Below are 22394 nucleotides of genomic sequence, written 5' to 3'. Positions count from 1 at the left end.
TTTTGTGTGAGTTTGATGCATTGAAATTACTGCTAAGAGTGTGTGAAGAACGACATTTGACCAGCCTGACTCAAACTGCCGAAATCTGTCTGCTTGCAGAGAGCATCGGTAAGCAAAGTACCGGTTGGTACAAAAAAACGGTTGCAGATCTCCAACGGCAAAAAGCTAACGGATCGCAACAAGTCGCAAAGCCGGAGTCATAATCGCCAAGGGGATTATGAGTGAGCAATTAGAATTATTTATTGGGCATCCCCCCGGTGATGAGCCGGGAAAGACTAAGATAGCGGATGCAACGGCTTCCAGCAGTTGGAACGTGAACTTCAACAACGGCAACGTCAACACGAACAACCGCCAGAACGCGAACCGGGTTCGTCCCCTCGCCGCAACAGGTAATATAATCTATGACATACTTCTTAGCAGTATTTTCGAAGCATCCGAAGATTGTGCCAGGCAGAAAAGAACGAGTACGGATTGTGTTGAGTTCTATAATGATTATCAGTCTGCATTGGTGCGGCTATGGTATTCTATTATTTACGGTGAATATGTACCGGACTTTTCAAAAGTATTCATACGGACTTACCCTGTATATCGGGAAGTCTTTGCCGCCGCTTTCATTGATCGTGTTGTCCATCACTGGATCGCTCTTCGTATCGAGCCGATTTTAGAGGAACGTTTTCGGGAACAAGGGAACGTCTCGAAGAACTGCCGGAAAGGTGAGGGATGTCTGTCTGCCGTGCACTATCTGAATAACATGATAGTCGAGGTCAGTGAGAATTATACTGCCGATGCGTACATTTTCAAAGATGACCTGTTCAGTTTCTTCATGTCTATCTCGAAATCGTTGGTATGGGAAATGCTGAACATATTCGTAAGGGACAATTATAAAGGCGATGATATTGAATGTTTGCTTTACCTTCTAGCCGTTACTATCTTTCATTGTCCACAAAATAAGTGTATCAGACGCTCTCCCGTCTCCATGTGGGACAAACTTCCCAGTAATAAAAGTCTGTTTCATAATGACCCTGACAGGGGAGTGGCTATCGGGAACCTGCCGTCGCAACTCATAGCCAACTTTCTGGCGTCTGTATATGATTATTTCGTGATGGAAATATTGGGATTCATGTATTATGTACGCTTTGTTGATGACTTTTGTATCGTGGTGAAATCTCCGGAAGAAATATTGTCCAAAGTCCATCTTCTTGATGGCTTCCTGAAAGAACAACTCCTTTTACGGTTGCATCCACGCAAACTGTATCTTCAGCATTATAAAAAAGGAGTCTTGTTTGTAGGGGCGTTCATTTTGCCTGATAGAATTTATGTATCTAACAGGGTGGTTGGTAACACATATAACGCTGTCAGGAAATTTAATAGAATAGCTGAAAGCGGGTTTGCTGAAGCCCATGTTGAGAAGTTTGTGAGTACAATGAACTCTTATTATGGCCTGATGAAACACTTTGCAACGTACAATATCCGCCGTAGAATTGCAGCGATGTTACTTCCTGAATGGTGGGAATATGTTTATATCAAAGGACATTTTGAAAAGTTTGTATTGAAGAATAAATATAACCATAGAAAACAACTAATTAAACATATCAAAAAACATGGATCAAAAAAATATCTTACCGCGTGGGATTGCTAAGCCTATCGAGCAACAGCCGGACGGAACCTGGATTGTGCGTCATCACTTCCGGGTGGTTGGTACCAGTGAGAATGGTGAAGAACTGGTAACTTTTGCCAGTTCGGAATATCCCGAGAAACCTACCTTGCAACAGATTCAAAGAAGTATTGACCGTTATCGGGTGTGTCTTACAATGTATGGAGATACGATTTCTGACGAAATAGAAAAGGTTGATCTTTCCGTGTATATGTTTACGGATTAATAGTTCAATCTGTTGGTTGTTTAGGGGTGCTTATCAAGCATCCCTTTTTTATTTATGGAAAAAGTGAAAATTATAATGTCTTGTTTTATAGATATTTATCATAGAATCGATTTCCAAGATTTTCCATTTTTGTAAAACTCGTTATTATACTCAATACATTTGTTCCATACAGAATATTTTATTAATAATTAAACGCTATGAGTATGGGTATAAAAGTATTGTATGATTGGCTTTTGCAATCTAACCGACCGGCACACGCCAAAGCCGGGATGTTCGTCTTTGTTGTAATGCTTGTTTTCTGTTTCCTTCTATTAGGCATTGATTTCTGTAAATCTGCTATTGTTTCTTTAACGACAACCGCCATTGCCGCAATAGTGGTTGAGTACATTCAGAAAAAGTGCGGGTTCATCTTTGATTGGCTTGACGCATTAGCTACTGTTTTGCTTCCTGGGCTGATTACTGTGTTTTCAATATTGGTAGTAACTTTATGATTAATATTATGAGATGGTTATATGAGTTATTTAATGTAGACCAGATACGAATTATTTTCGTTTCGATGTTCAGTTCTCTTCTTGCTTATTTAACGCCGACTAAAGGTTTTCTTATAGCATTAGTTGTAATGTTTGGATTTAATATTTGGTGCGGAATGAGGGCTGATGGTGTTTCAATTATACGTTGTAAAAACTTTAAGTGGGATAAGTTTAAAAATGCCTTGGTCGAACTTCTCCTCTATCTTATAATCATTGAGGTAGTCTTCTCCTTTATGACCTTGATAGGAGACGGTGAGAACTCATTGTTAGTTATTAAGACTATTACGTATGTGTTCTCTTATGTGTATCTTCAGAACGCATTTAAGAATCTAATTATTGCTTATCCTAAAAACAAAGGGTTTCGTATTATCTATCATGTAATACGCTTTGAATTTAAACGGGCCACGCCTACACATGTACAGGGAATTATTGATAGAATCGAGAACGAATTAGATAAAGAGGAAAAGATATGAAAGTATTGATTGATAATGGTCACGGTGAAAATACACCTGGTAAACGTTCACCGGACGGAAGATTGAGAGAGTGGGTGTATTCAAGAGAGATTGCCGATATGGTAGTAGCAGGATTGCGCAAGTTGGGAATTGATGCCGAGCGCATCGTTAAAGAGGATACAGATGTTCCATTGTCTGAGCGATGCCGACGGGCTAATGCTATTTACAAGGAAGCAGGTAAAAAAGCTATCCTTGTATCTATTCATTGTAATGCAGCCGGCAATGGTAGTTCTTGGATGAGCGCAAAAGGTTGGAGCGTGTTTGTATCGAATAATGCTTCTAGTAACAGCAAAAAATTAGCAGACTGCCTGGGACAAGTAGCAGAATGTATTCCGGTTCCCGTCCGAAAGCAGATGCCCGGACGGGAATACTGGGAACAGAATCTTGCTATCTGTCGGGATACTAATTGTCCGGCTGTATTAACAGAGAACTTCTTCCAGGACAATAAAGAGGACGTTGAGTACCTTTTGTCTCGGGAGGGTAAAGATGCAGTTGCTCAGATACATATTGAAGGAATCGTTAAATACCTGGGATTATGAAAGCCTTGATTTATATAACCATGTTCCTGATGTCGGGAATATGGTTTTCTTCATGCAAGACTTCTCGCAATATTGAGATGCATAAACAGGTTGATTACTCCAGAGAGTTTCAATATCTCCGAAATGTTATTGAATCACTACGCCTAGATGTGAATAAGCAAACGAAGATTACATCAAAGAAATTAAGCGATCTGAAAATTGAGAATAAGACAGTAGATTTATCCCCTCCTGATTCGTTGGGTAAGCAGTATCCTATAAGAGAAAGTACGACTACGGCTTCAAAGAAAGAACAGGAGAATATGAAAATAGATGAAACCATGCTGCTAACTATGCAGCTTTTTTCTAACCGACTTGATACGATTAGTAATAAGGTCGATGCTATGCTAGATCAGAAAGAGAAGTTAGTTGAACTATCGTGGTGGAATTTACACAAACTGGATGTATATGCAGCTGCATTTGGACTAATTATTATTGGATTTAAGATATATAAGGTAGGAAAAAAGTAGTATATTTGCCTAATATTTATATGGATATGGCAAAAAAAAATGTAGCAAATAATAACAAAAGCAATGTAGATATTGTTAAGGAAATAATGATATATATCGGTGCTATAGTCACAGTTTTTGGTATTGGATATAAAGCTGGATGTTTTTATATGGAAATAAAGTGTACAGAAAAATATATTCAAGAGATTGGACATTTACAAAGAGAGCGTGAGAATTTAAAATCGGAATTGGATTTATGCCGAAATAGTAATACATCTGTGACAAGAGAAGAGTTTGAAGAATTGAAAAGTAATATGAATAAATACAATAAACAATATGAAGTTAAAAATTGAATATAGCAAAATATTTGGAGGAGTGTCCATTGTCTTAATCATCAGCCTTTTTGCCTCCTTGATTGTACTTTTCGATTATTCAGATTCACTTAAAATTGAGCTTGCAAATAGAGATTCTTTAATTGAGAATTTGAATAAAAAAGATTCAATATTGCAAGAATCAATAAAGGTCGTGGATACTATAAGAAGTGGTAAATCAGAGGTTAATATTAGTGAATTGGTAAAATATGCCAATAGTCTAAGTGACGAAATTTTACAATTGCACAAAAAAATAAACTCACTAAATGATTCTGTTAGATATTACAAGATATACCATGATTTAAGTCAACGGTATTTTAATCATAAGTATGTTGTTACTTCAAATGCAAGCGGAGGGAGAAATTATTCTCTTGATCCAAATGCTGTTAAGAAGAATGTATTGGAAGAGTGTCAAGCGAAATATAATAAAAGTGAAAGGGAAAACATAAAATTAAAAAATCAAATAAGTGAATATCAGCAAGTTCTAAAATGGTATGGAATACAGTTAAATGCGAAAAATGAGAATGAAAGTATAGTATTTCCTAGTCCCTATTATGCCCCCAAAATAGATTCTGCATTTATCTTATTAGAAGTTTATAGAGATAAGTTGAAGTATAATAAAGAAAATAAATCATGGAAGGTGGGTAATAGAGTAACGTTTACCACGATAAAATCAAGTACAGTGAATACATCAAAGATTGATACTGTTGTTTATAGAAATCCGCAACCAGTATCAGAAAAACGCATAAAGTAGAACTTGAGTAAACCTACGAACTATTTATGTTTTAATAAACTTAGCAGTTTACTTATTCACAAACAAATTATTGCCCCGTCTCCCTGATTCGGGGCTTTTCTTTTGCTCATCTCATTTATAATTCCTATATTTGTGTACAGACGTGGATGTCTGTTGTATCATCTCTCTACGTGGAAGATTTGCTAGATTTTGGGTTTGAGAGATAATACGTTATTTACTCCAAAAAGGATGAGCCTTGACTAAGTGTAGTCAGGGCTTTTTTTATTAATATCATGAATTTGGTGTACTAACGAAGTGCTAATGACTAACAATATGTTATCTTTGTATTACAGTTTACATAATTATTAATAAAAAAAAATGCATCATGGCACTAACTGATTTTTTTAGAATTAATCTTCCTTATGGCATTGTCCGAGATTCTAAAGGTAGATGGTCTGCTTTCAACCGGGAGTATTTACCTCTTGGATGGAATGAAAGAGAGGATTCTCCGGTAGATATAAATTCTGATAATGCTTTTGGGAATATTCCCATCCATACAGAGTATGAGAAAGTAACAGAAAAGAAGCTTTTTGAAATTGCAGGAGATGAAAAGTTTGTAGAGAGAGATACTGATGGGAAAATTAATCGTATTTATTTATACAATGACAGAACTAATCCTCAATCATCAAATGAGTATTGGAATGATTATTTTTCTAAAATAAAACTTTTGAGCCGATTTGAAAGAAAATAAGTTTCTTTTAATCTAAACTTCAAGAATTCCGTTTGAAATTAGAAAATAATAAAATAGAGGTAGCCGAATAAGCTACCTCTTTGTTTTGTAATCCTTCCGATCAACAACACACGAATCAACAAACTCTCCAGAAGGGTTACATAAGATAGTACTAATATATAATTGAAAAGTTCGGTCGGGAAAATAAAAAAGTGAGAACTTTTCTTTTAAGTCAAGTATCGCTATAATTGGTGAGCACTTGTATTATATTGTTTGCTGTGATAAATAGGAACAAACTTTAGTACCTTTGGAATCTATTATTTCTGGAAATATTTTTTATTTATCAAAATCATGATTATATTTGAATTGATAATATTGTTTTAAAACTTATTAGATTTTGATTTATGATAAGAATGAAAAGAAATGTAAAAGGTTGGCTCGTTTGGGGAACTGTCATCCTCATATTAATTATAATAGTCATTTTAGCTTTCTATTTTATTCAGACCAAAGGTAAGTTTGCGGATAAACAGACCGACTGGGGTGAGTTTGGAAGTCTATTAGGAGCGATTGCCGGATTAATAGCATTCGTCGGAGTTTTATTTACATTAAGACAGAATAAACAGCAATTCTTGAATAGTGAGGATAGAGCAGTCTTTTTTGAATTGCTTAGGATTTTCATTTCATATCGGGATGCTTTGCAAGTGAAAAGAATAGATTGGGTATATGATGAAAAACAATGTGAATGGAAAATAACTCCTTATAATGAGTTTTGTACACCAGAAAAAACTTATCGACAGATTTATGTAGAGTTATATCATACTTTCTATTTGGAAATCAGAAGAGGTATTCCTGAGAATTTTTCCAAAGAGGAATTTGTAAGGAGGATTATTCCCCAGAGTATGTCTAAAGAGCAATGGATGCTTATGTATGGTCAATTGAATACTGCTATTAACAACATTTATTCAGAGCATGAATTTGGAATACATAAAGGAAAGATTAATATTTATCCTGTACATATAAACACCTATGATTACCTCTGTTTAAATGCGATTAAGATCTATTTTGAACAGAATAATTTCAAGCCCATAGCTGAAGCTTGTGCTAAAGCCGCTGATCATTGTTTTGCCCCATATAAAAATCAACTTGGCACATATTTTAGGAATGCTTATTATATTTTGGAAATGACTTCGGAATTCACTTCGCCTCTAAAATATTCGAATATATTTCGAGCGCAACTGTCAAAGTATGAACTTGTGTTGTTGTTTTTTAACTCATTTAGTTCATTATCAACAATTGAGACACGAAGGTTATACTTGAATGCCGATTTGTTCAATAACCTTGAGTTGAAAGATGTGCGATTGAAAGAGGGGATAAATGATGAATCTGTATCCCGCCGAATGGAATATATACATTTTCCACCAGTCTTGTTTCAAAAGGCAAACAAAAACGAATATATCTCTAGTGGTTTGTTGGAAAAATTGTACAATGTGATTCTTTCGGAAAATAATATACTATAGAATGTTCGGTAGAAATAAAAAAGTGAGGGGAACCACCCCCTCACCAAAGTCAAACCAAAATAATCCGAATTATGTCCGTATTATCTTGATGTTGCAAAGATACTACTATTTTTTGATAAAGCAATAAAAATCCCTGCATCGGCTCAAATGCAGGGATGGTGTCAAATAAGAGCTTAACTGATCTTTAATGATGTCTGATGAATCATTTCGCTAACATCGTTCAAAGCGTTCAGGAACGTTTTGAGTTCATTGTCAGTAAAGCGAGCCTTTTTCCCGTTGACTATATTTCCGTTAATACGTTGGTATAGCCAGTTTCTACTTTTACCAAAATATTTCTTTGCAATATAACTGAATGAGATTGCTTCGGGCAATTCTCCAAGTTTATCACGTAATATGGCTTCTTCCACTCTTTCTATATAATCATTGCAGGCATTTACCGTTGCTTTTAGCCCAGCTTCAGATGCTTTTTTGTAGGCTTCCTTTTGGGCTTCCGGTAGTTTATTATATTTATCCTGCATTTCCTTTTTGAAAGCTTCTTTTTCTTCTGTGGTTTTTAGTTCTTTGAATCTTTCAAAGTCAGCCTGCATTTCTTTTGTTGGCAGGCAATCATTCCAATCTATCATAGCTTTTAATGTTTGTCCCTCCCCGAAGGGAGGGATGTTAATTACAACTTTTTTAATTTCTCTTGGATTTCGTTCATCCGATCGAGTATGTCATTTATAAGCGCTTCCCGTTCTTTGGCATTTTCAGGAACCCCATAGGCCTCGTGAAATGAAGCGAGAAGTTTTAAATTCTCATACTCTTGTTCTAATTCTTTTTTTTCTTCATCTTTCATCAGTTAAACATTAAAATTAAGAACTCTTATTTGACACTACAAAGATAATAAGCATTTGGTTATTATGCAAATTCTTAGTGATTTATTTTATATGTGATTATTCATTTTTCAAGTTGTCAAGTATTTCCCTGATTGCTTTATCAGCGTGTTTTCTCATTATTGTGACATAGTTGAAGATTGGTCTATCTTCTTTCATTGATTGCCCGATACAGTATTCCAGTGTACTAAGAGGAATTCCCAGGTCATATCCATGTTGGACGAAAGATTTGCGGGCTGAATATAGGGTGAATTTATGCCTGATTCCTGCCACCTTGCCTAATTGACTGATTTTCCTGGCCAGCAGGTTATAGCAGGAGGTATAGTTCTTGTATTTCCCGAATATGATTTTCCCTGTATTCTTTTTCATATACTTTTTTATAATGGGCTTTGCTTCTTCGGGAATGGAAAAGGAAATCAGGGAGTCCCCTTCTTTGGTGTTTTTGGTCTTTTTCCGGATGTAGTTTATTTCATCCGTCCGGAAATCGTATGCTAGTATGTCTACTAGGTTCATGCCGGCAAGATAATAAGTAAGCATGAAAATGTCCCGTGTTACGTTGAGATTGTAATGCTCTAAATTTGCATCTCTGATTGTTTTGAGTTCTTCCACTGTAATTTGGGTTTCTCTCTTTTGGGTTGATGGAATCTTGGCTGTGATGAAAGGGTCGATATCGTAGGTAACGTATTTCATCTTTATGGCATAGTTGATAATAACCTTTAGCAGGGTTATGTAGATGTTGATTGTGGTGCTTGACAGCTTTGTCTTTTTGAGCCATGATATGTACTGGTTCATTCTGATAGGGGTAATATGTTCCATGAGAGAACCGTTCCCGATGAATTGCATAAACTTGTTTGTGGCCAGCCGATAGAGTTTGTATGTCTTGGTACGTTCTTCTTCATCTATTTGGGACAGATATTCATCCACGACATCTTCGAACTTACGGTGCTTCTCTCCGTTTAACGGGTTAGTTATCATTCTGACTAATTGCGTACAAGTGAGCGAATCAGGGTATTCCAGTTCCATGTATCGCTTGAAATAAAGATTGTATAGCTGTTGTAATTTTGTATTGAGAAAATCCTTGTCTAGACGGTGTACTATTTTCCCGTTCTTAAACTCGTTTTCTCTTACCACTATATCCGTTGTGATGAATCTCGTTTCGGAGTTGTGTGCGATTCGAATTCTTATTTTGTGTGTCCCGTCTGATAACTTCTTTGCGGGAACTATTACCAATGTTAATGTAGCCATAATTTGTGTTTTTAGGGTAAAAATGGCGTTTTCGACCATTATTTTTTTAACATCCTATTGTAATTTACTTATAATCAGATTCTAATCCGGGAATTTTCCGACCATAATCCGACCATTTTATAGCGTCAAAAGTGACGTTTTTGCTCTCTATTATAGACTACTAATTGATAGGAAAAATAGTTCGATTGTGCTTTTAATATTCTGTATATCAATAAAATAAAAATCGGAAGCTCATGCTCGCTCGCAGGCTTCCGATCAACACAAAAACTAAACTAGACTTAACTAAACTATTCTATTCTTGGAATTTCACAATCCCTTTCTGTTCTTTGCAAAGGTAGATATAAAACGGATTTTGGCAAACTATAATCGACAAAAATCACTTTTTTACCGATAAAATAATGAATAATCAGCTCCTTTCGTCAAGAAAAGTCTGAAAAACTTGCTTGTAACTATCGCTGATAGGAATATATGTCTTATCAAACACGATACGTCCGCGGTCAATCACACGTATTTTATCTTTTTGTACGATGAATGAGCGGTGCACACGTATGAAACGACTGGATGGCAAGAGCTCTTCCATGGCTTTCATACTCATCAGTGACAGGATAGGTTTGGGAGCGTCTTCCGTATATATTTTAATGTAATCTTTCAGTCCTTCTATATACATGATTTTCTTCAAGTCCACTTGTACCAGTTTGTAGTCACTTTTCACAAAGATACTGTCTATCTCTTCCGGTTTCTGCACGAGTTCGAACCATTGGAGAGCTTTGTTGGCAGCTTGCAGGAAATCAACGTATGAGATTGGTTTCAGCAGATAATCGAGTGCATTGACACGATAACCGTCGATGGCATACTGTCCGAAAGCAGTGGTAAATACAATGCGCGTATGCGGATCTACCATCTTCGAGAACTCCAGACCGTTAAGCTCCGGCATCTGAATGTCCAGAAACAGGAGGTCTACCTCTTCGCCCGGCAATTCTTTCATCGCCTGAACCGCACTGGAATACTTTCCTGCAAGTTGCAGGAACGGAGTCTTATTCACATAGCTCTCTAACAAGCTAAGAGCTAAAGGCTCATCGTCAACGATTGCGCAACGTAACATCATACTATTTTATATCTAAAGTTTTATATCCAAAATCTTGTACTTGACGCTTTATACTAAACATTGGTACTTGACGTTTTATACTGAACGTCTTTCTTTCTACTCTCTAATCTTGATACTCAATCTCGATTCGTATACCTTTTCATCTTTTGAGACGCCTTTCAACCACGTATAAGCTCCGGGATAAAGTATCTCCAACCGACGGCTGACTTGTTCCAATCCCACGCCCGATCCACTCTTATCCTCCACTGTCTTAGGATGATTACTATTACGGATTTCACAAATCACTTCCTTATCATTCTCCAAAATATGAATACTGATGAAACTCGATTCAGTAGGAGAGATGCCATGTTTGAAAGCGTTCTCTATCAAAGAGATAAAGATAAGTGGGGCAATGAGCGTCTGACTGTCGGGCTGAATATCGAATTTAGTAATCATCTGCACGTTGGCGGACAGACGGATGCGCATCAGTTCGATGTAATTGCGGATAAAATCGACCTCCTTACAGAGAGGAACGTATGTCTGCTGGTTATCATATAACACATAACGAAGCAGTTTGCTCAACTCCTGAACTGCCTGTTGCGCCTTGTCCGAATCAAATGCAATCAGCGCATAGATGTTATTCAGCGTATTCAGCAGAAAGTGAGGGTTCAGTTGGTTCCGCAGGTTCTTCAGTTCCGCTTCCGCACGGTTCCGTTCCGCCTCTTTTCGGGCAGCTTCATTCTGTGTCCATCGGGCACTCATGCGGATAGCGGCACTTAGTCCGATAGTGAATACGAGACTCAACATATCCCTAAGGAAAAACAACCATCCCGGAGGCATCCCCGGTCTTTTTGATTTGGGAGCGAATGACGGATCGAACGTCAGACTTTGCCAGAGATGAAGCAACACACCGATGGCACATAAAAAGATAATATTGTAGACCACATATCTTTTGGCCTGACTCTGGAAAAGATAGCGCGGCACAAGAATGAAATAATTCACGTAGAACACAATCATGAACGAGAGTGGTACGGCGAGATGGCGTGTATAAGCCATCCAGTTGATGTTCCCGTTCCCACGTTCGACGAAGAAGAACGGGAAACCGAACATAATCCCCCAGCTGATAATGTGTATCAGTACTTCCAGGGGACGACGTGCGGATGTAAAGGTTTGTTTCATAAAGACAAAGATAATTCTTTTATTGGTAATTATCCATTTTATTCGTATCTGATGGCTTCTATCGGATCTAAATCTGCTGCTTTCTTAGCCGGATACCATCCGAAGAAGACTCCTGTAACTGTACATACTGCGAAGGAGAGGAATACGCTCCACGGCTGGATATAGATAGGCCAATGCGCTACGCTCTTGACAATCCAACTGGCTCCGCAGCCGATAATCACTCCGATGATACCTCCCGTGATACTAATCATGATGGCTTCGATGAGGAATTGACTTAGAATGTCGACCCCGCGTGCGCCAACAGACATACGCAGACCGATTTCACGGGTACGCTCCGTAACGGATACATACATGATATTCATAATCCCGATACCACCCACTACCAGCGAAATACCTGCGATGCAAGCAAGCAGTGTGGTCATCAGATCGGTGGTTGAGTTGAGCATCGTGCTCAATTCTTGTTGGGTGCGGATGGTGAAGTCATCGTCATCCGAAGCCTTCAGTTTATGGTTGCGGCGGAGGATTGTACTGATTTCGTCAGTTGCATAGTCCGTCATATCCTCGGTGAGGGCAGAGGCAAATACTCCCTGCAAATACGTAACGGCAAGCAGACGTTTCATTACGGTGGTATATGGTGCAAGCACTACGGCATCCTGGTCTTGTCCCATAGAGTTGTACCCTTTTGCTTTGAGCACACCTACCACACGGAAAGGTATCTTGCTGAAACGGATAATCTTACCTACCGGATCACTTCCGTCCGGAAAAAGATTGTCTACTATGGTCTTTCCGATCACGCACACTTTGGCTGAACTCTGTATGTCGGCTTCTGTGAACATCTCTCCATTCTCAACAGTCAGTTGGCGAATATCGAGATATTCTGTTCCGACACCGTTTACCGAAGCCGGATAGTTGTTGTTACCGGCAATAAGCTGTCCCGATGACGAAACATTGGGACTGATGGCAGACAGGAAACTTGTCTCATCGCGCAAGGCCTCGTAGTCGGCAAGTTTCAAAGTCTGCATCGCAGACGGGTCCTGCCGGACACCTCCACGCATATCGGCTCCCGGATGAATCATAATCATGTTCGATCCCATCTCGGAAATCTGCTGCTGGATGCTTTTCTTCGAACCTTGTCCGATAGCCAGCATCGTGATGACGGAAGCAACACCGATAATGATACCGAGCATGGTTAGAAAAGCACGCAGCTTATTGTTCGCCAATGCCCGGAGAGCTATCTTAAATAAATTAGTTCCATTCATGTTTATAAAGTTATGGAGTTATTAATGGGGTTCTGAAGGTATAAGGCTATTATAAGGTTATAAAGTTATGAGACTGTAAAATGTTGGCGTGATGCTCTAAGCATATCATCTTATAACTTCATTGTTCCTTATCACATGAATTGCTTCTTATAACTTCATTACTCCTTATCACATTAATTAATCCTCGTCGTTCTTTGGCAATGCCGCCAGTGCTTCGGCGGCAGACAGAATTTTCGGATTGGCAGTATCCTCAATAACCTGCCCGTCACGCAGACGGATATTCCGGCTGCTATATTGCGAAAGTTCGGGATTATGTGTCACAAAGATAATCGTACGTCCCTCTGCATGAAGTTTCTGAAACAGTACGAGTATCTCAAAAGAGGTACGGCTATCGAGGTTTCCGGTCGCTTCGTCGGCAAGAATCACTGCCGGGTTGTTGACCAACGCACGTGCAATGGCTACCCGTTGCATCTGTCCGCCGGACATCTGGTTGGATTTGTGTTCCAAACGATCCCCCAATCCTACGGCCTGTAAAGACTCGATAGCGCGACGACGACGTTCGGAAGCACTGACGGCAGAGTTATACATCAGCGGTAGTTCCACATTTTCCACAGCCGTTGTTTTAGGCAACAGGTTGTAGCTTTGGAACACGAATCCAATCTTCCGGTTTCTTAGTACCGCACGTTGAGGCTTGCTCATCGTACGTACGGGAATATCGTCGAGCAGATACTCTCCGCTTGTCGGGGTGTCCAGGCAGCCTAATATATTAAGCAGCGTGGATTTTCCCGAACCGGAAGTACCCATGATGGTGACAAACTCCCCTTCATTGATATTGAACGAAACGCCCCGCAATGCGTGAACGGTCTCGTCGCCTACCTGAAAGTTACGTTTGATATTTTGTATTTCAATTACTTTTTTCATCGTAAATAATGTGCTAATGCGCCAATTCGTTATTGGCACATTGAATAATTATTTTTTCTTCTTACTTCCCGGAGGGCCCGGCATGAACGGACTTCTTTCTCCGCCATTTTCCATATTTCCTTCAGGTCCCATGTTTTCACCGGGCATTACACCTATAGTAGCTTCTGTTACCACCTTTGTCCCTTCAGGAATACCACTGATAATTTCGGTGGATATGCCGTTGCTGATTCCCACTTCTACCGGATGAGCGGTGAATGTAGTTCCTTCGCGAGTCCAAAGTTTGTGTTCGCCTTCGCAATCTTTCACTATATCATTATTGCCGATTAACGGTTTTTCCGGTGTGAATCGCAAGGCTTTGTTCGGAACAGACAGTACATCTTTTTTATCAAGAATATAGATCGTTACATTAGCCGTCAAACGCGGTTTTAGTTTCAAGTCGGGGTTGGGGGCAGAGATGACTACCTCGTAGGTAACTACGGTGGTAGTGCTGCTCGTGCTGCTCGTACTGCTTGCGTCGCCCAAACGAATCTGTGTAACCACACCTTCGAATACATCATTCGGATAAGCATCTACCGTGAAGCTGGCACGCTGACCTTCCACTACACCGCCTATATCTGCTTCATCCACATCGGCTACTACCTGCATCTGTGTCAGGTCGGCAGCAATGGTGAACAGGGTCGGAGTTTCGAATCCGGAAGCAACGGTTTGTCCTGCTTCTACATCACGGCTGATAACAACTCCGTCAATCGGTGAAGTAATGGTAGCGTAAGACAGGTTACGTTCCGCTTTCGCGAGCGATGCCTTGCTGCTGTCATAGCTGCTTTTCGCTTTCTGATAATTGTAGAGCGCCTGTTCGAAGTCCGTATCACTAATCAATGACTTTTCGTGCAAGCCTTTGCTGCGTTCATAATTTTTCTTCTGATATTCATATTCGGCTTTCGCACCATCGTAAGTTGCCTGCTGTGAGGCCAGTTCACTTTGCAATGTGATGCGGTCCATTTCAGCAATCAGCTGTCCTTTGGTTACTACCGAGTTGTAATCTACGTGAATCTTGTCGATGATACCGGACACCTGCGTACCGACTTCTACTTCCGTCACCGGTTCGATGGTCCCTGTAGCAGTCACCGAATTTGAAATATCGCCTTTACTGACAGTAGCGGTGGCGTACGTCACTTTGTGTTTGGCCGGTGAACCGGCAAAGAGCCATATTCCTGCTCCTACAACCACAACGACTACTACGGCGATTAGAATAATCTTTTTCGTTTTCATTCGTTTATTATGCTTTTACTTATTTATAATGCTGATTTTATACTCTTTATAAAGCTAATTGATCTCCCTGATAGAACTTCAGCAACTGCGTATTCAGTATAGCCATATATTTAGCCTGAAGCTGTTCCTGCTGTGCTTGCAGCAAATTATTCTTTTCAGTAAGGAGTTCTACGGTATTCTTCATTCCCAGATTAAACTGTTCGCTAATCAACTCATAGCTGATTTGTGTACTTTTCAGCTTTTCGTTTGCGGCAGCATAACGCTGTTGCGCGCTGTTGGCATCCAACCAAAGGCTTTCAATGGTTTTGTACAGTGCCTTTTGTTCGTCAAGCAAGGATAACATGCTCGTTTCGTACTGCAATTTAGCTTTTTGTACGGCACTTTTCGTTTGACGGTTATTGAAGATAGGCACACTGACAGACAATCCGATAGAGTTGTTCCATCCGTTCTTCACTTGTTCTCCGAAGGTGAAGTCGCTACCGCTGGTATGGTTGGTTCCGATTCCTGCGCTAAGGCTGATGGTAGGGAAATAGCTCGATTTAGCGATATTGATACCCAGTTCAGAAGCCTCTACATTCAGTTTGCTCGCTTCAATCTCCGGACGAAGGCTCAATGCGCTGATGTACACATCTCTTTTGGTAGGTAGCGGAGCCAGTACATTTTCGTCGGACAGGGTAGGGAGGTAGATGTTCATTTCATTCTCCCCATCCAGTTCGAGCAGTTGTTTCAGTTGCAATTTGTAATCTTCAAGAGTGGCTTGCGCGGTGACAAGTTGGTATCGGTCGGTGCTCACCTGTGCTTCCAGTTGCGCGAGGTCACTTTTGGCAATACTTCCGGCATTCAGAAGTTCCTGTCCTCGGTCGCGCTGCGCAATGGAAACTTGCAGGGTGTTTTCGTTTACTTTCACAGATTCGGCTGCATAAAGAATCTGGATATATACTTGGGCGATAGACTCCTGAATATTATTTTCGGAAGTCGCCACATCCAGCTCGGCCATCTGATTATTCAACTTTTCCTGTTGGATCGTTTTTAGTCGTTTATTACCATTATATAGAGTCCACGAAGCATTCAGTCCATAATTACCGTTGTAGCTCGTTTTGCTGTTGCTACTGATAATCTCGCTACCGCTCACCCGGCTACTCGTCTCCTGATACGGACGATTCACCACCTGTTGGCCGGTAGAAAACGAAAGACTGGGGAACATGGCAGCTTTAGCTGTCTTCACATCAATCTGCGTGCTGGCCGCAGTGATCCGGTTCTTGCGAATTGTAATGTTCTGCTCCTTTGCATAGTCGATGCATGACTGCAAGTCCCATTGATCCGGGATTTTCGTTTCTTTCAGCGTATCGACTTGCAGCGGAGAAACCTGGGCAGATATGCCGGACAGCATACTTGCTCCAAGAAATGTCATCACTGTCAATCTTCTTACATTTATCATATTCATACTTCTATTGATTTACTGTTAGCGAAGGTACGTACATATTATATATGCCGCAAAAACGATAGACGGATGACGTTATTTCGCCGTTAAATGATTTTTTTCTGTCGATAGGTAGGTTTTTGAAGAAAAACACGACAAATCTTGCAACTTTTTTGACTACTTGTTTGTTTTAATTATAAAAAATGTATATTTGTACTCATTACAAATTATAACGTAAACATATGAAGAATACACTGCTTACGATCTGGAATTTCTATTTGGAGGGCTTCCGTAGTATGACCTTAGGACGTACTCTATGGGTTATTATTTTGCTGAAATTATTCGTCATGTTCTTCATCCTCAAAATGTTCTTTTTCCCTGATTTCCTCGGCGACCACCCAACGGATGCCGACAAAGGTACATACGTGGGAAATGAACTGATAGAACGTGCCATCCCCGATAAATCTACTGATTTTTAACTCTTAAACTACATAGGATTATGATTGAAAGTATTGACACCTCGCTGATCGATTGGTCGAGAGCCCAATTTGCGATGACAGCCATGTACCACTGGATTTTTGTTCCCCTCACACTCGGACTGGCAGTGGTGATGGGAATCATGGAGACGCTGTATTATAAAACAGGCAACGAATTTTGGAAAAAGACTGCCCAGTTTTGGATGAAACTTTTCGGTATTAACTTTGCCATCGGTGTGGCAACGGGTTTGATTCTGGAGTTTGAATTCGGTACGAACTGGAGCAATTATTCGTGGTTTGTAGGGGATATCTTCGGTGCTCCGTTGGCTATTGAAGGTATTTTGGCATTCTTTATGGAAGCTACGTTTATTGCGGTCATGTTCTTCGGATGGGGAAAAGTAAGTAAACGTTTCCACTTGACTTCCACCTGGCTGACGGGATTGGGAGCTACGATTTCCGCCTGGTGGATTCTCGTTGCCAACGCATGGATGCAGCATCCGGTAGGCATGGAATTCAATCCTGACACTGTCCGTAATGAGATGGTTGATTTTTGGGCGGTGGCTACCTCGCCTGTAGCAGTCAATAAGTTCTTCCACACGGTATTGTCCGGCTGGGTGTTGGGTGCTATTTTTGTGGTCGGTATCAGTTGTTGGTACTTGCTGAAGAAACGAAATCGTGAGTTTGCACTGGCCAGTATCAAGATTGGTGCAATCTTCGGATTGGTAGCATCGTTGCTTTCTGTTTGGACGGGTGACGGTTCCGGTTATCAGATTGCCCAGACACAACCGATGAAACTGGCAGCAGTGGAAGGTCTGTATGAAGGCGGAACGAATGTCGGTCTGGTCGGAATAGGAGTATTGAACCCTGAAAAGAAGACTTACAACGATGGGAAAGATCCTTTCCTCTTCCGTTTTGAAATCCCGAGTATGCTTTCTTTCCTTGCCGAGCGTAATGTGGACGGCTACGTTCCGGGCATTACGAATATCATCGAAGGTGGGTATCAGTTGAAAGACGGATCGAAGGCTCTCTCTGCTGCCGAGAAGATAGAACGTGGTAAAACGGCTATCGGCGCATTGGCTGCCTATCGTGCTGCAAAGAGTGCCGGACACGAGGAAGATGCGAAGATTGCATATAATGTATTGCAGGAAAATATTCCCTATTTTGGCTACGGATATATCAAAGACGTGAACCAACTGGTTCCGAATGTTCCTCTCAACTTCTACGCATTCCGTATAATGGTAATCTTGGGCGGATATTTCATCCTGTTCTTTATAGTCGTTCTTTTCTTTATCTATAAAAAGGATTTGAGTAAGATGCGCTGGATGCACTGGATTGCTCTGCTGACAATTCCTTTGGGTTACATCGCCGGACAAGCCGGATGGGTGGTTGCCGAATGTGGTCGTCAGCCGTGGGCTATCCGCGATATGTTGCCTACGATGGCTGCTATCTCCAAACTGGATGTAAGCTCCGTGCAAACTACGTTCTTTATCTTCCTGCTCCTGTTTACAGTGATGCTGATTGCAGGTGTCGGAATTATGGTGAAAGCTATCAAGAAAGGACCGGACGCATAATACTTAATACTTATTACTTAATACTTGAATTTTATGTATATATTTTTGCAACAATATTGGTGGCTTGTCGTTTCCTTGCTGGGAGCCATACTCGTGTTCTTATTGTTTGTGCAGGGAGGTAATTCATTATTGTTCTGTCTGGGTAAAACCGAAGAGCATCGTAAGATGATGGTGAATTCTACCGGGCGTAAGTGGGAGTTTACGTTTACTACGTTGGTGACGTTTGGAGGAGCTTTCTTTGCTTCTTTCCCGTTGTTCTACAGTACCAGTTTCGGTGGTGCTTATTGGCTTTGGATGATTATACTTTTCAGTTTTGTATTGCAGGCTGTCAGTTATGAGTTTCAGAGTAAGGCAGGAAATCTGTTAGGTAAAAAGACATATCAGACTTTCTTGGTGATTAATGGGGTAGTGGGTCCTGTGTTACTTGGCGGGGCGGTGGCTACTTTCTTCACCGGTTCTGATTTCTATATTAATAAGGCCAATATGACAGACACTATTATGCCGGTAATCAGTCATTGGGGAAATGGCTGGCACGGATTGGATGCGTTGACGAATATCTGGAATGTAATTCTCGGATTGGCTGTCTTCTTCCTTGCCCGTGTATTGGGAGCACTCTATTTCATTAATAATATTGATGACAAAGAACTGACTGACAAATGTCGTCGTGCAGTACGCAATAACACAGTCTTGTTCCTTGTATTCTTTTTGTCGTTTGTCATTCGTACATTGGTGTCCGAAGGATTTGCCGTTAACCCGGAAACACAGGAAATTTATATGCAGCCATACAAGTATCTCACAAACTTTATCGAAATGCCGGTAGTGCTGGTTTTATTCCTGATTGGGGTGGTACTGGTTCTTTTCGGTATCGGAAAGACATTGCTTAAAAAGACTTTTGATAAAGGTATCTGGTTTGTAGGAATCGGTACGGTACTGACTGTTTTGTCTTTGCTACTGGTAGCAGGGTACAACAACACTGCCTATTATCCGTCATATACCGACCTGCAAAGCTCATTGACATTAGCCAATAGCTGCTCCAGTGAATTTACACTGAAGACAATGGCTTATGTTTCTATTCTTGTTCCGTTCGTGATTGCTTATATTTTCTACGCTTGGCGTAGTATCGACCGACATAAGATTACCGAGAAAGAAATGGATGAAGGAGGACACTCATACTAATATATTATTTGTATATTAGTCTTGTGTCTGTGTACTAATAACTTTGTCCATACACTCATACATTGTCCATATAGAATTTCGAAATAGAGATTCTAGTCGGAATAAATAAACTCCCCTTATTTAACATCACTCTAAGTCATGGTAGAGAGATAAAATAAGGGGAGCTTTTTATATATTTTATACTTAACGTGTGTGCCTAAACACTTCGGGCATTATGACACCCTCGTTATGAATTACACTAATGCTAATTATTTATTGACTACATTCTCCGGTTTGCCAGAAATGTAAGCCTGAAGATTGCTGATTGCAATATTCATCAGACGTTCGCGAGCCTCTATGGTTGCCCAGGCAATGTGCGGAGTGATGTAGCAGTTCTTTGCTGTCAGCAATGGATTATCGGCACAAGGCGGTTCGGTAGAAAGCACGTCTACGCCGGCTGCATAAATCTTACCGCTGTTCAAAGCATCTGCAAGATCTTGTTCGTTGATAAGCGGTCCGCGACCGGTATTGATTAAGATGGCTGTCGGCTTCATCATGGCAAGACGGCGTGCATTCACCATTTCGCGTGTATCCGGTGTAAGCGGGCAGTGCAAACTGATAATATCGCATTCGCTGAACAATTGATCCAAATCCATCTTCTTGATTTCCGGTGGCAATTGGAAGTGAGATTTAGAAGTCAATGCGTACACTTGCATACCGAAACCGATAGCAACACGCGCTGTGGTATATCCGGTGTTTCCCAGTCCTACCAGACCGATTTTCTTCTCGCGCAGTTCCATCAACGGAGTGTCCCAAAAACAGAAATCCTTGTTGTTTGTCCAACGGCCTTTGTGCACTTCTTCGGAGTGGTGTTGCACTTGTTGAGTGATGTTCAGGATATGCGAAAATACCATTTGAGCAACGGAAGCGGTGCTGTATGAAGGAATATTAGTAACGACGATTCCCCGTTCTTTGGCAGCAGCTGTGTCTACCACGTTGTATCCGGTAGCCAATACACCGATATATTTCAGTTCGGGCAGTGCAGCCATGTGGTCTGCATTGATGATTACCTTGTTAGTCAGAATTGCTTCTGCACCGGCTGCACGTTCTAATACCTCTTCCGGAGCTGTACGATCATAAATTGTACATTCTCCAAGAACTTTCATACCTTCCCAAGATAAATCTCCGGGATTGGCGGCAAAGCCGTCTAAAACTACAATCTTCATTTCAATTTCAATATTAATAATAAGTTATACGTGTTTTCTTAACAACATATTGATATTATAGGCGCGGATTACACGGATTTCACGTTTTCTTAAAATATGCTTTGCATGAAGCATCTGCGTAATCCGTGTAATCTATGCCTGAAAATATCATTTCTTGAATTTGTCTCCCCACAACTGTATCATCCGTTCGGCATGCTTCTGCTCTGCCGGATTGTTTTGCGGTTGCCATATCCGTTTGTCTTTCAGTTCGTCCGGAAGGAATTGCTGTTTGACAAAGTTACCTTCATAGCTGTGTGCATATTTATATTCCTGTCCGTAGCCCAGTTGCTTCATCAGTTTGGTCGGAGCATTGCGCAGATGCAAGGGGACAGGCAGATTACCGGTTGAACGGACTAACTCCAGTGCGTCATTGATCGCGCTGTATGCCGAATTACTCTTCGGACTGGTAGCCAGATAAATCGTTGTTTCAGCCAAAGGAATCCGTCCTTCGGGCCAGCCGATTTTCATCAATGTTTCAAAGCAGGCGTTAGCGAGAAGCAGTGCGTTCGGGTTTGCCAAACCAATGTCCTCGGCAGCCGAAATCACCAGTCGGCGGGCAATGAAAGCAGGATCTTCGCCTCCTTCCACCATACGGGCAAGCCAGTAGATCGCTCCATCGGGATCACTGCCACGAATAGACTTGATGAAAGCGGAGATAATGTCATAATGCATCTCCCCATCCTTGTCGTATGCCAGCGGATTTTGTTGCAACCGTTCGGTCACCATTTCATCGGTGATGACGACAGTCTCTTCCGTTTCCGATTGCACAACGAGTTCCAATATATTAAGCAGCTTGCGGGCGTCTCCACCGGAAAAACGCAACATGGCGGTTGTTTCTTTCAATTCAATTTTGCGCTCTTTCAATACGGCATCCGTGGTGATGGCACGTTGCAGAAGTTCCAATAAATCTTCTTTCTCCAAAGATTTGAGCACATAAAGCTGGCAGCGGGACAGGAGAGGGCGGATGACCTCAAACGACGGATTCTCCGTTGTTGCGCCAATCAGCGTGACTGTTCCGTTCTCTACCGCTCCCAACAGAGAATCCTGCTGCGACTTGCTGAACCGATGGATTTCATCGATAAACAGAATCGGGCTGGACTGTGAAAAGAAGCGGTTGCTCTTGGCACGTTCTATCACTTCGCGCACATCCTTCACACCGGAAGTCACGGCACTTAACGTATAAAAAGGGGTTTCCAGTTTGTTGGCAATGATTTGCGCAAGGGTTGTTTTACCCACTCCGGGAGGTCCCCAGAGAATAAATGAAGAGATGCGTCCTGCGTCAATCATTTTCCGCAAGATAGCCCCCGGTCCAACTAAATGTTTCTGACCGATATAATCATCCAAAGTCTTTGGCCGTAACCGTTCTGCTAGTGGTTGCATA

At 40.9% G+C, this 22394-nt stretch carries 24 protein-coding genes and 1 pseudogene; 14 read left to right on the top strand and 11 right to left on the bottom strand.

Annotation, left to right across the window (positions count from 1 at the left end; all coding sequences use genetic code 11):
• The 11 genes and pseudogenes from KFO40_RS13050 to KFO40_RS13000 all read left to right on the top strand — a co-directional run.
• A pseudogene (locus tag KFO40_RS13050) lies at nucleotides 1-203 on the top strand (four helix bundle protein); the annotation flags it as partial.
• A 14-nt stretch (nucleotides 204-217) separates the two neighbouring features.
• Nucleotides 218-1639, top strand: coding sequence for an RNA-directed DNA polymerase (locus KFO40_RS13045; protein ID WP_211146442.1), 1422 nt, complete (start codon nucleotides 218-220; stop codon nucleotides 1637-1639).
• Nucleotides 1602-1880, top strand: coding sequence for a hypothetical protein (locus KFO40_RS13040; protein WP_004300310.1), 279 nt, complete (start codon nucleotides 1602-1604; stop codon nucleotides 1878-1880). Before KFO40_RS13045 ends, KFO40_RS13040 begins: the two co-directional genes overlap by 38 nt.
• A 203-nt stretch (nucleotides 1881-2083) precedes the next feature.
• The gene (locus tag KFO40_RS13035) at nucleotides 2084-2371 is read left to right on the top strand and encodes a hypothetical protein (protein ID WP_211146441.1); all 288 of its coding nucleotides are present in this window, start codon (nucleotides 2084-2086) and stop codon (nucleotides 2369-2371) included.
• Nucleotides 2372-2643: 272 nt separating this feature from the next.
• The gene (locus KFO40_RS25700) at nucleotides 2644-2883 is read left to right on the top strand and encodes a hypothetical protein (protein ID WP_241149298.1); all 240 of its coding nucleotides are present in this window, start codon (nucleotides 2644-2646) and stop codon (nucleotides 2881-2883) included.
• Nucleotides 2880-3461, top strand: a complete 582-nt coding sequence (locus KFO40_RS13025; RefSeq protein WP_211146440.1) for an N-acetylmuramoyl-L-alanine amidase — start codon at nucleotides 2880-2882, stop codon at nucleotides 3459-3461. Before KFO40_RS25700 ends, KFO40_RS13025 begins: the two co-directional genes overlap by 4 nt.
• Complete coding sequence (locus KFO40_RS13020) at nucleotides 3458-3967, top strand: histidine kinase (protein WP_077154449.1); 510 nt, start codon at nucleotides 3458-3460, stop codon at nucleotides 3965-3967. Before KFO40_RS13025 ends, KFO40_RS13020 begins: the two co-directional genes overlap by 4 nt.
• Nucleotides 3968-3993: 26 nt before the next feature.
• Nucleotides 3994-4299, top strand: a complete 306-nt coding sequence (locus KFO40_RS13015; protein WP_129585807.1) for a hypothetical protein — start codon at nucleotides 3994-3996, stop codon at nucleotides 4297-4299.
• On the top strand, nucleotides 4283-5071 hold the full coding sequence (locus tag KFO40_RS13010) for a hypothetical protein (RefSeq protein WP_077154447.1): 789 nt from the start codon (nucleotides 4283-4285) through the stop codon (nucleotides 5069-5071). The genes KFO40_RS13015 and KFO40_RS13010 overlap by 17 nt, the downstream gene beginning before the upstream one ends.
• Nucleotides 5072-5435: 364 nt before the next feature.
• The gene (locus KFO40_RS13005; RefSeq protein ID WP_004300323.1) at nucleotides 5436-5801 is read left to right on the top strand and encodes a hypothetical protein; all 366 of its coding nucleotides are present in this window, start codon (nucleotides 5436-5438) and stop codon (nucleotides 5799-5801) included.
• Nucleotides 5802-6193: 392 nt separating this feature from the next.
• Entirely contained in the window at nucleotides 6194-7297 is a 1104-nt protein-coding gene (locus KFO40_RS13000; RefSeq protein WP_226789544.1) for a putative phage abortive infection protein, read from the top strand.
• A 173-nt stretch (nucleotides 7298-7470) separates the two neighbouring features.
• Here KFO40_RS13000 and KFO40_RS12995 read toward each other — a convergent pair whose 3' ends face one another.
• The 9 genes from KFO40_RS12995 to KFO40_RS12955 all read right to left on the bottom strand — a co-directional run bounded on the left by KFO40_RS12995 (nucleotide 7471) and on the right by KFO40_RS12955 (nucleotide 16570).
• Complete coding sequence (locus tag KFO40_RS12995; RefSeq protein WP_004300324.1) at nucleotides 7471-7920, bottom strand: DUF5053 domain-containing protein; 450 nt, start codon at nucleotides 7918-7920, stop codon at nucleotides 7471-7473.
• 41 nt (nucleotides 7921-7961) lie between these two features.
• Nucleotides 7962-8132 carry a hypothetical protein gene (locus tag KFO40_RS12990; RefSeq protein ID WP_004313367.1) on the bottom strand — a complete coding sequence of 57 codons (171 nt, stop codon included), beginning with the start codon at nucleotides 8130-8132 and terminating at the stop codon, nucleotides 7962-7964.
• Nucleotides 8133-8229: 97 nt separating this feature from the next.
• On the bottom strand, nucleotides 8230-9453 hold the full coding sequence (locus KFO40_RS12985) for a tyrosine-type recombinase/integrase (protein ID WP_118201978.1): 1224 nt from the start codon (nucleotides 9451-9453) through the stop codon (nucleotides 8230-8232).
• Nucleotides 9454-9820: 367 nt separating this feature from the next.
• Nucleotides 9821-10519: a LytR/AlgR family response regulator transcription factor gene (locus KFO40_RS12980; protein WP_004313366.1), complete on the bottom strand. Its 699-nt coding sequence runs from the start codon at nucleotides 10517-10519 to the stop codon at nucleotides 9821-9823.
• Nucleotides 10520-10615: 96 nt separating this feature from the next.
• Nucleotides 10616-11677, bottom strand: a complete 1062-nt coding sequence (locus KFO40_RS12975) for a sensor histidine kinase (RefSeq protein ID WP_008643898.1) — start codon at nucleotides 11675-11677, stop codon at nucleotides 10616-10618.
• Between the two features lie 38 nt (nucleotides 11678-11715).
• On the bottom strand, nucleotides 11716-12936 hold the full coding sequence (locus tag KFO40_RS12970) for an ABC transporter permease (RefSeq protein ID WP_015531250.1): 1221 nt from the start codon (nucleotides 12934-12936) through the stop codon (nucleotides 11716-11718).
• A 177-nt stretch (nucleotides 12937-13113) separates the two neighbouring features.
• Nucleotides 13114-13857: an ABC transporter ATP-binding protein gene (locus tag KFO40_RS12965; protein ID WP_004313363.1), complete on the bottom strand. Its 744-nt coding sequence runs from the start codon at nucleotides 13855-13857 to the stop codon at nucleotides 13114-13116.
• A 48-nt stretch (nucleotides 13858-13905) separates the two neighbouring features.
• Complete coding sequence (locus tag KFO40_RS12960; RefSeq protein ID WP_074708216.1) at nucleotides 13906-15126, bottom strand: efflux RND transporter periplasmic adaptor subunit; 1221 nt, start codon at nucleotides 15124-15126, stop codon at nucleotides 13906-13908.
• A gap of 46 nt (nucleotides 15127-15172) precedes the next feature.
• A complete protein-coding gene (locus tag KFO40_RS12955) occupies nucleotides 15173-16570 on the bottom strand; it encodes a TolC family protein (RefSeq protein WP_074708218.1) in 1398 nt (465 codons plus the stop codon).
• 218 nt (nucleotides 16571-16788) lie between these two features.
• Between KFO40_RS12955 and KFO40_RS12950 the strand changes: the two genes are divergently transcribed.
• From KFO40_RS12950 to cydB, 3 genes are read left to right on the top strand one after another with little or no spacing between them, the layout of a single operon-like run.
• Nucleotides 16789-17025: a DUF4492 domain-containing protein gene (locus tag KFO40_RS12950; RefSeq protein WP_004313359.1), complete on the top strand. Its 237-nt coding sequence runs from the start codon at nucleotides 16789-16791 to the stop codon at nucleotides 17023-17025.
• A 20-nt stretch (nucleotides 17026-17045) separates the two neighbouring features.
• Nucleotides 17046-18593, top strand: coding sequence for a cytochrome ubiquinol oxidase subunit I (locus tag KFO40_RS12945; RefSeq protein WP_151935304.1), 1548 nt, complete (start codon nucleotides 17046-17048; stop codon nucleotides 18591-18593).
• A 33-nt stretch (nucleotides 18594-18626) separates the two neighbouring features.
• Nucleotides 18627-19769, top strand: a complete 1143-nt coding sequence (gene cydB, locus KFO40_RS12940; protein ID WP_008022090.1) for a cytochrome d ubiquinol oxidase subunit II — start codon at nucleotides 18627-18629, stop codon at nucleotides 19767-19769.
• Between the two features lie 248 nt (nucleotides 19770-20017).
• Here the strand turns inward: cydB and KFO40_RS12935 are convergent, their stop codons facing one another.
• A complete protein-coding gene (locus KFO40_RS12935) occupies nucleotides 20018-20974 on the bottom strand; it encodes a D-2-hydroxyacid dehydrogenase (protein WP_211146439.1) in 957 nt (318 codons plus the stop codon).
• Nucleotides 20975-21121: 147 nt separating this feature from the next.
• Nucleotides 21122-22393, bottom strand: a complete 1272-nt coding sequence (locus KFO40_RS12930) for a replication-associated recombination protein A (RefSeq protein ID WP_004316871.1) — start codon at nucleotides 22391-22393, stop codon at nucleotides 21122-21124.
• Nucleotide 22394: the final 1 nt, after the last annotated feature.

This window comes from Bacteroides sp. 1001302B_160321_D4 (assembly GCF_015667765.1).
GTDB classification, from domain to species: domain Bacteria; phylum Bacteroidota; class Bacteroidia; order Bacteroidales; family Bacteroidaceae; genus Bacteroides; species Bacteroides xylanisolvens.
Note: the sequence above shows the minus strand (reverse complement) of the source record. Positions and strands in the feature narration are given on the sequence as shown.

What these genes read in the sequence shown, in the direction of transcription:
- KFO40_RS13045 (WP_211146442.1), top strand. Translation starts at nt 218, where the DNA reads ATGAGTGAGCAATTAGAATTATTTATTGGGCATCCCCCCGGTGATGAG.
- KFO40_RS13040 (WP_004300310.1), top strand. Translation starts at nt 1,602, where the DNA reads ATGGATCAAAAAAATATCTTACCGCGTGGGATTGCTAAGCCTATCGAG.
- KFO40_RS13035 (WP_211146441.1), top strand. Translation starts at nt 2,084, where the DNA reads ATGGGTATAAAAGTATTGTATGATTGGCTTTTGCAATCTAACCGACCG.
- KFO40_RS25700 (WP_241149298.1), top strand. Translation starts at nt 2,644, where the DNA reads ATGACCTTGATAGGAGACGGTGAGAACTCATTGTTAGTTATTAAGACT.
- KFO40_RS13025 (WP_211146440.1), top strand. Translation starts at nt 2,880, where the DNA reads ATGAAAGTATTGATTGATAATGGTCACGGTGAAAATACACCTGGTAAA.
- KFO40_RS13020 (WP_077154449.1), top strand. Translation starts at nt 3,458, where the DNA reads ATGAAAGCCTTGATTTATATAACCATGTTCCTGATGTCGGGAATATGG.
- KFO40_RS13015 (WP_129585807.1), top strand. Translation starts at nt 3,994, where the DNA reads ATGGCAAAAAAAAATGTAGCAAATAATAACAAAAGCAATGTAGATATT.
- KFO40_RS13010 (WP_077154447.1), top strand. Translation starts at nt 4,283, where the DNA reads ATGAAGTTAAAAATTGAATATAGCAAAATATTTGGAGGAGTGTCCATT.
- KFO40_RS13005 (WP_004300323.1), top strand. Translation starts at nt 5,436, where the DNA reads ATGGCACTAACTGATTTTTTTAGAATTAATCTTCCTTATGGCATTGTC.
- KFO40_RS13000 (WP_226789544.1), top strand. Translation starts at nt 6,194, where the DNA reads ATGAAAAGAAATGTAAAAGGTTGGCTCGTTTGGGGAACTGTCATCCTC.
- KFO40_RS12995 (WP_004300324.1), bottom strand. Translation starts at nt 7,920, where the DNA reads ATGATAGATTGGAATGATTGCCTGCCAACAAAAGAAATGCAGGCTGAC.
- KFO40_RS12990 (WP_004313367.1), bottom strand. Translation starts at nt 8,132, where the DNA reads ATGAAAGATGAAGAAAAAAAAGAATTAGAACAAGAGTATGAGAATTTA.
- KFO40_RS12985 (WP_118201978.1), bottom strand. Translation starts at nt 9,453, where the DNA reads ATGGTCGAAAACGCCATTTTTACCCTAAAAACACAAATTATGGCTACA.
- KFO40_RS12980 (WP_004313366.1), bottom strand. Translation starts at nt 10,519, where the DNA reads ATGATGTTACGTTGCGCAATCGTTGACGATGAGCCTTTAGCTCTTAGC.
- KFO40_RS12975 (WP_008643898.1), bottom strand. Translation starts at nt 11,677, where the DNA reads ATGAAACAAACCTTTACATCCGCACGTCGTCCCCTGGAAGTACTGATA.
- KFO40_RS12970 (WP_015531250.1), bottom strand. Translation starts at nt 12,936, where the DNA reads ATGAATGGAACTAATTTATTTAAGATAGCTCTCCGGGCATTGGCGAAC.
- KFO40_RS12965 (WP_004313363.1), bottom strand. Translation starts at nt 13,857, where the DNA reads ATGAAAAAAGTAATTGAAATACAAAATATCAAACGTAACTTTCAGGTA.
- KFO40_RS12960 (WP_074708216.1), bottom strand. Translation starts at nt 15,126, where the DNA reads ATGAAAACGAAAAAGATTATTCTAATCGCCGTAGTAGTCGTTGTGGTT.
- KFO40_RS12955 (WP_074708218.1), bottom strand. Translation starts at nt 16,570, where the DNA reads ATGAATATGATAAATGTAAGAAGATTGACAGTGATGACATTTCTTGGA.
- KFO40_RS12950 (WP_004313359.1), top strand. Translation starts at nt 16,789, where the DNA reads ATGAAGAATACACTGCTTACGATCTGGAATTTCTATTTGGAGGGCTTC.
- KFO40_RS12945 (WP_151935304.1), top strand. Translation starts at nt 17,046, where the DNA reads ATGATTGAAAGTATTGACACCTCGCTGATCGATTGGTCGAGAGCCCAA.
- cydB (WP_008022090.1), top strand. Translation starts at nt 18,627, where the DNA reads ATGTATATATTTTTGCAACAATATTGGTGGCTTGTCGTTTCCTTGCTG.
- KFO40_RS12935 (WP_211146439.1), bottom strand. Translation starts at nt 20,974, where the DNA reads ATGAAGATTGTAGTTTTAGACGGCTTTGCCGCCAATCCCGGAGATTTA.
- KFO40_RS12930 (WP_004316871.1), bottom strand. Translation starts at nt 22,393, where the DNA reads ATGCAACCACTAGCAGAACGGTTACGGCCAAAGACTTTGGATGATTAT.